This window comes from Bacteroides sp. Phil13, assembly GCF_001940965.1.
In the GTDB taxonomy this organism is placed as follows: Bacteria; Bacteroidota; Bacteroidia; order Bacteroidales; family Bacteroidaceae; genus Bacteroides; species Bacteroides intestinalis.
The window spans coordinates 1-4,077 of sequence record NZ_MSHA01000003.1; the positions used below are offsets into that span (position 1 = coordinate 1).

Annotated in this window: 7 protein-coding genes; all 7 read left to right on the forward strand. The window is 36.0% G+C overall.

The genetic code is table 11. The annotated features are described in order from the left end of the window. Positions 1-315, forward strand: a 315-nt coding sequence (locus tag BWI44_RS00680; protein WP_286810359.1) for a dATP/dGTP diphosphohydrolase domain-containing protein, incomplete at its 5' end; no start/stop codon positions are given. Beyond that, positions 308-520 (forward strand): NrdR family transcriptional regulator, encoded by a 213-nt coding sequence (locus BWI44_RS22340; protein WP_502688822.1) that lies wholly within the window; start codon positions 308-310, stop codon positions 518-520. The genes BWI44_RS00680 and BWI44_RS22340, both read left to right, overlap by 8 nt. 1 nt (position 521) lies before the next feature. Beyond that, the gene (locus tag BWI44_RS00685) at positions 522-1,430 is read left to right on the forward strand and encodes a type II toxin-antitoxin system PemK/MazF family toxin (protein ID WP_286810361.1); all 909 of its coding nucleotides are present in this window, start codon (positions 522-524) and stop codon (positions 1,428-1,430) included. A 176-nt stretch (positions 1,431-1,606) separates the two neighbouring features. Continuing rightward, positions 1,607-2,149 (forward strand): RNA polymerase sigma factor sigma-70 region 4 domain-containing protein, encoded by a 543-nt coding sequence (locus tag BWI44_RS00690; RefSeq protein WP_286810363.1) that lies wholly within the window; start codon positions 1,607-1,609, stop codon positions 2,147-2,149. 220 nt (positions 2,150-2,369) lie between these two features. Then, positions 2,370-2,654, forward strand: a complete 285-nt coding sequence (locus BWI44_RS00695) for a hypothetical protein (RefSeq protein WP_286810364.1) — start codon at positions 2,370-2,372, stop codon at positions 2,652-2,654. An 84-nt stretch (positions 2,655-2,738) separates the two neighbouring features. Then, entirely contained in the window at positions 2,739-3,626 is an 888-nt protein-coding gene (locus BWI44_RS00700; protein ID WP_286810365.1) for a tyrosine-type recombinase/integrase, read from the forward strand. 78 nt (positions 3,627-3,704) lie between these two features. Further along, on the forward strand, positions 3,705-4,077 hold a 373-nt coding region (gene terS, locus BWI44_RS00705), incomplete at its 3' end, for a phage terminase small subunit (RefSeq protein ID WP_286810366.1).

Here is a 4,077-nt window from a genome sequence, read left to right on the forward strand (position 1 = left end):
ATTTGTTTCTTTACTGATAATCATGATACTGAGTATCTGTATGATGCAATCAACGATGTGATACTAGACATATTTGGTGGAAATCGCAGCAAGGCTATGCTAGAAGTTGCAAAGCACTTTGAAGATGGCGCAAAGAAGTACGGCGAAGATAACTGGAAGAAAGGTATTCCGGTAAACAGCTACATAGACTCAGCAATCCGTCACTACATCAAATGGCTAGATGGATGGACAGATGAACCACACGATCGGGCAGTACTGTGGAACCTGATGTGTTGTATATGGACTATCAATCATGGGAGTGATCATGATGGCTAAATGTAATCACAGTAACTCAATAGTCAAAGATAGTCGAAAGGTTGATGGTGTAATAAATCGTACCAGGGTGTGTAAAGATTGTGGCCTACGATTCTACACTACAGAGACACTATCCGGAGACAATAGTATACCAAAACTAAATAAAAAAGTAGAGCAGCTAGAGGACAAGCTGTTTCAAATTGAAAGAATAATAGGAGGACGATAGTATGAATACAAGTGAAGTAGTAAAAAGAGGAGAGATTTATAGACTAAAATGGTTTAACAATAGTGGAAGTGAGCAAGAGGGTAACAGACCAGTGGTTATTGTAAGCAATAACAAAGGTAATGCCAACAGTCCATTAGTGACATATGTAGCACTCACTACACAAACAAAGACACCTCTTCCAACTCATGTAACGTTAACCAATAAGTATCTAAGAGATGAAAGTACAGCTTTGTGTGAACATCCATATTCTGTAACGAAAGGTAAGCTGGATGATTACATTGGAAGATGTACAGACGAGGAAATGCAACAGATTGACAATGCATTATTGATAGCATTGGAATTATGTAATAAGCAGCCAGAAAGTCACAATGAAGTAGTGCAAAGCCCATATGTCGATGGCGAAGACGAGAACTATATTATCAAGCAGCTCAATGATCGCATCCAGAAGCTTAGAGAGGTTGGTACAAGTTTAAGTAGTGTTGAACAGGAGCTTACAAAGATAGCGAAGGCAGATATTACTCTTGGAGGAGTAAGTAACGATTATCTTACAGAAGAGTTAAAGAATGAGATCAGAGCCAAGGCATCAGAGAAGATGGAAGCTCGTAAATCCACACTGGAGAACGAGATACTATCTTTATTGGAACCAAAGAAGATTGAGCAACCTAAGCCAATAATTGAAACTAAGGTTGAGAAACCAATTTCAAATGCCAAGACTTCTTCGGATAGAACTTTGGAGAAGGCAGAGAAAGAACTTGATTTTGAAGAGGTAAGGAAGAAGTATGTTGATGAGAACTACAATATGGGTGATCTTGGCCGATACTTCCACAAGGCACCAGCTACTATGTCCGCTTACTTAAAGGCACATGGAATTAATAAGCCTAGAGGCGGAAATAATCGAAAACCCAGATGATGCGGTCGCTAAACGAGAAGCCAACAAGATTAACTTTACAGTTAAGCAGGCAGATGAAAATGAGGACCGCGTAAAAAATGGTTATATAATTGTTCCTGAGAATGATCCAAAATGGTTTAGTGAGGATGTTCAAAGATGTGTAAGTACACTAGGAAGTTACAAAGATTGTCCGGTATGTGGAAAGCAATTCTATATACAACCTGGATGCGAATCTAGATGGGCATACAGAGATAAAAAGAAAAAGCAAGTATGTAGTTATAGCTGCACGAGAAAGTCTGAGAAGGGGTGATGCAATGACCAAGGAAGAATTAGAGCAGTATGTTCACCTGTATCGAGAAATCGGACAAATACAGGTAAGCATTGATAGATTAAGCAGCAAGAACATTCCTGTAGTAGCAGGCAAGGTTAAGGCATCCTCTAAGTACTTTCCTTACACAGAGTATCGTGTTGATGTGCCGATTGAGACACCAGAGATAGCTGATAAGGTCAATGAGCTGATAAAGCTTAAGGAGAGGAGGCTAGATCACTGTGTTAACCAGATGTTAGACATTGAACGATTTGTTGACGATATAAAGGACAGCGAACTAAGGCAGATATTCGAACTGCGATACATTGAGGGAAAGAGGATGCAAGAAGTTGCTGATGTAGTTCATCTTGATAGAAGTGTTGTGAGCAGAAAGATAAGTAATTATTGTAATTTGCACACAAAGTCACAATAAAGTTTTATATAATTAAACTAGGTTAATTGTAACGACATACTTTAACCTCCGGCCACTACGGTAGTGATTAAAGGATAGGTTCAACTCCTGTCCGGTGGCTTACCCCTTATTTATACTCCCCATATAAGGAAGCACTCGACTGGCATGTCCGGAGTGCTTCTTTTGTTGCAATGTGGAATGAGATGGTGTAATATGGAAAGAGAAAGGGGAGGTATAACATATGCCAAGGATAGAATTTGTAGAAAAAACAATATTTAAAAAAGAAGGAATAGACATAAAGTTTTTTAAGGACGGAAAGGATGTTAGGGGAGATGCCAATGTTCCTAATAATTATCAATCTATAAATAGGACACACAATGATAAAAACGTAAGGTTTTTTATCGAAAAGTTAAAGAAGCAATACCCAGGATATGACTTTACTGTTTATGATGGTGATGGTAATAAGGTACATGGAAATGTTTTATTATCAAAAGTAAGAGACAGTTACGAAATGGACGAAGATTAAACAATATAACGTAAAGCACCTTCTTAGCAGTAGGTGCTTTTCTTATGCCGAATTCCTTTTCTATATGTTGACTATTGTATTTATATGGGATATAATGGAAAGAAAAAGGGGGAGGAATGTAAGATGTACCGTTATTTTAGTGAAGTTACAAAATTAATGTCTGACATGCTTGAAGGTGACAAAGAAAAAACAATTGTTTTTTACAAGAGAAGAATAGAAAAATTTTTTTCTGAATATATGAGTAGAGAAGAAAATAGAGAGAAACCAATAAATGCTATTACTTATTATGATGTTGGTACTTATTTAAAAGAACTAAAATTTAAGCCGTCTGAAAAAGTTAATTGTTATAATGCACTTAAAAGGTTTTTTATTTATACGTATATGAATGGGGCTACTAAAGAAATCATGAGTAATGTTGAAAAGCCAGTATATAATCGAAAAGAGCCTCAAACGATTACGGATGAAGATTACATTAAATTGGTTAAGTTTGTAACAGATCGAGATAATACGATAAAGGAAAGAGTAGCATTAGGAATATTTTTATTTACAGGTTTAAGTAGAAAGTATATTGCATCATTAAAAAATAGTAGTTTTATATATGAAAATGGACTGTATTATTTGATGATATGGGAAGAAAATGGTGAGATAAAGCTTCCGTTAAAAGCTGAATTACAGATTATTATTAATGAATATCTTTCAGGTATCAGTGAAAGCGAAAAGAAAAATAAATTATTTGCTATTGAAGAAAACGGAATAAGTACTGTAATAAGTAATATATGTAAAAAAGCAAATGTACGAAATGTTACTCCGACCAAATTATCAAATACATTCATAAAAAAAGCATTAGCTAATGGTAATAAGATAGATGAAGTAAGTAAGCTCACACTTGAAAGTGTTTCAACAATACAAAAACACGTATCAATTAATAATCAATTACTGCTAAATCAGACATCGATACTAAATAGCTTCTAAGTTTCTATATGTTTGTTATTTAAGCACCTATAATACATAGGTGCTTTTTTGATACCCAAAACCGACAAATAAAGGCAGGTGATAGTATTGCCAAGGGCAAGAGATCCCAATAGGGATAAAGCATATCAAATATATAAAGAGCACAATGGCAATATTGATTTGGTTGAGATTGCAAGTCAACTAAGCTTATCGCCTGGGACAATCAGAGGATGGAAGTCCAAAGATAAATGGGAGCAGCTTCTTAATGGAACGCTCCATAAAAAAGGTTTGGAACGCTCCAAACGAAAAAGGGGTGCACCAATCGGTAATAAGAATGGCAAAGGTGGTCCTCCTGGGAATAAGAAAGCAGAGAAGTATGGATTCTTCGATAAGTATTTGCCGGATGAAACAAAGGAGATATTCGATGCTATCAGCCAAGCGAATCCATTAGATTTATTATGGCATCAGATAC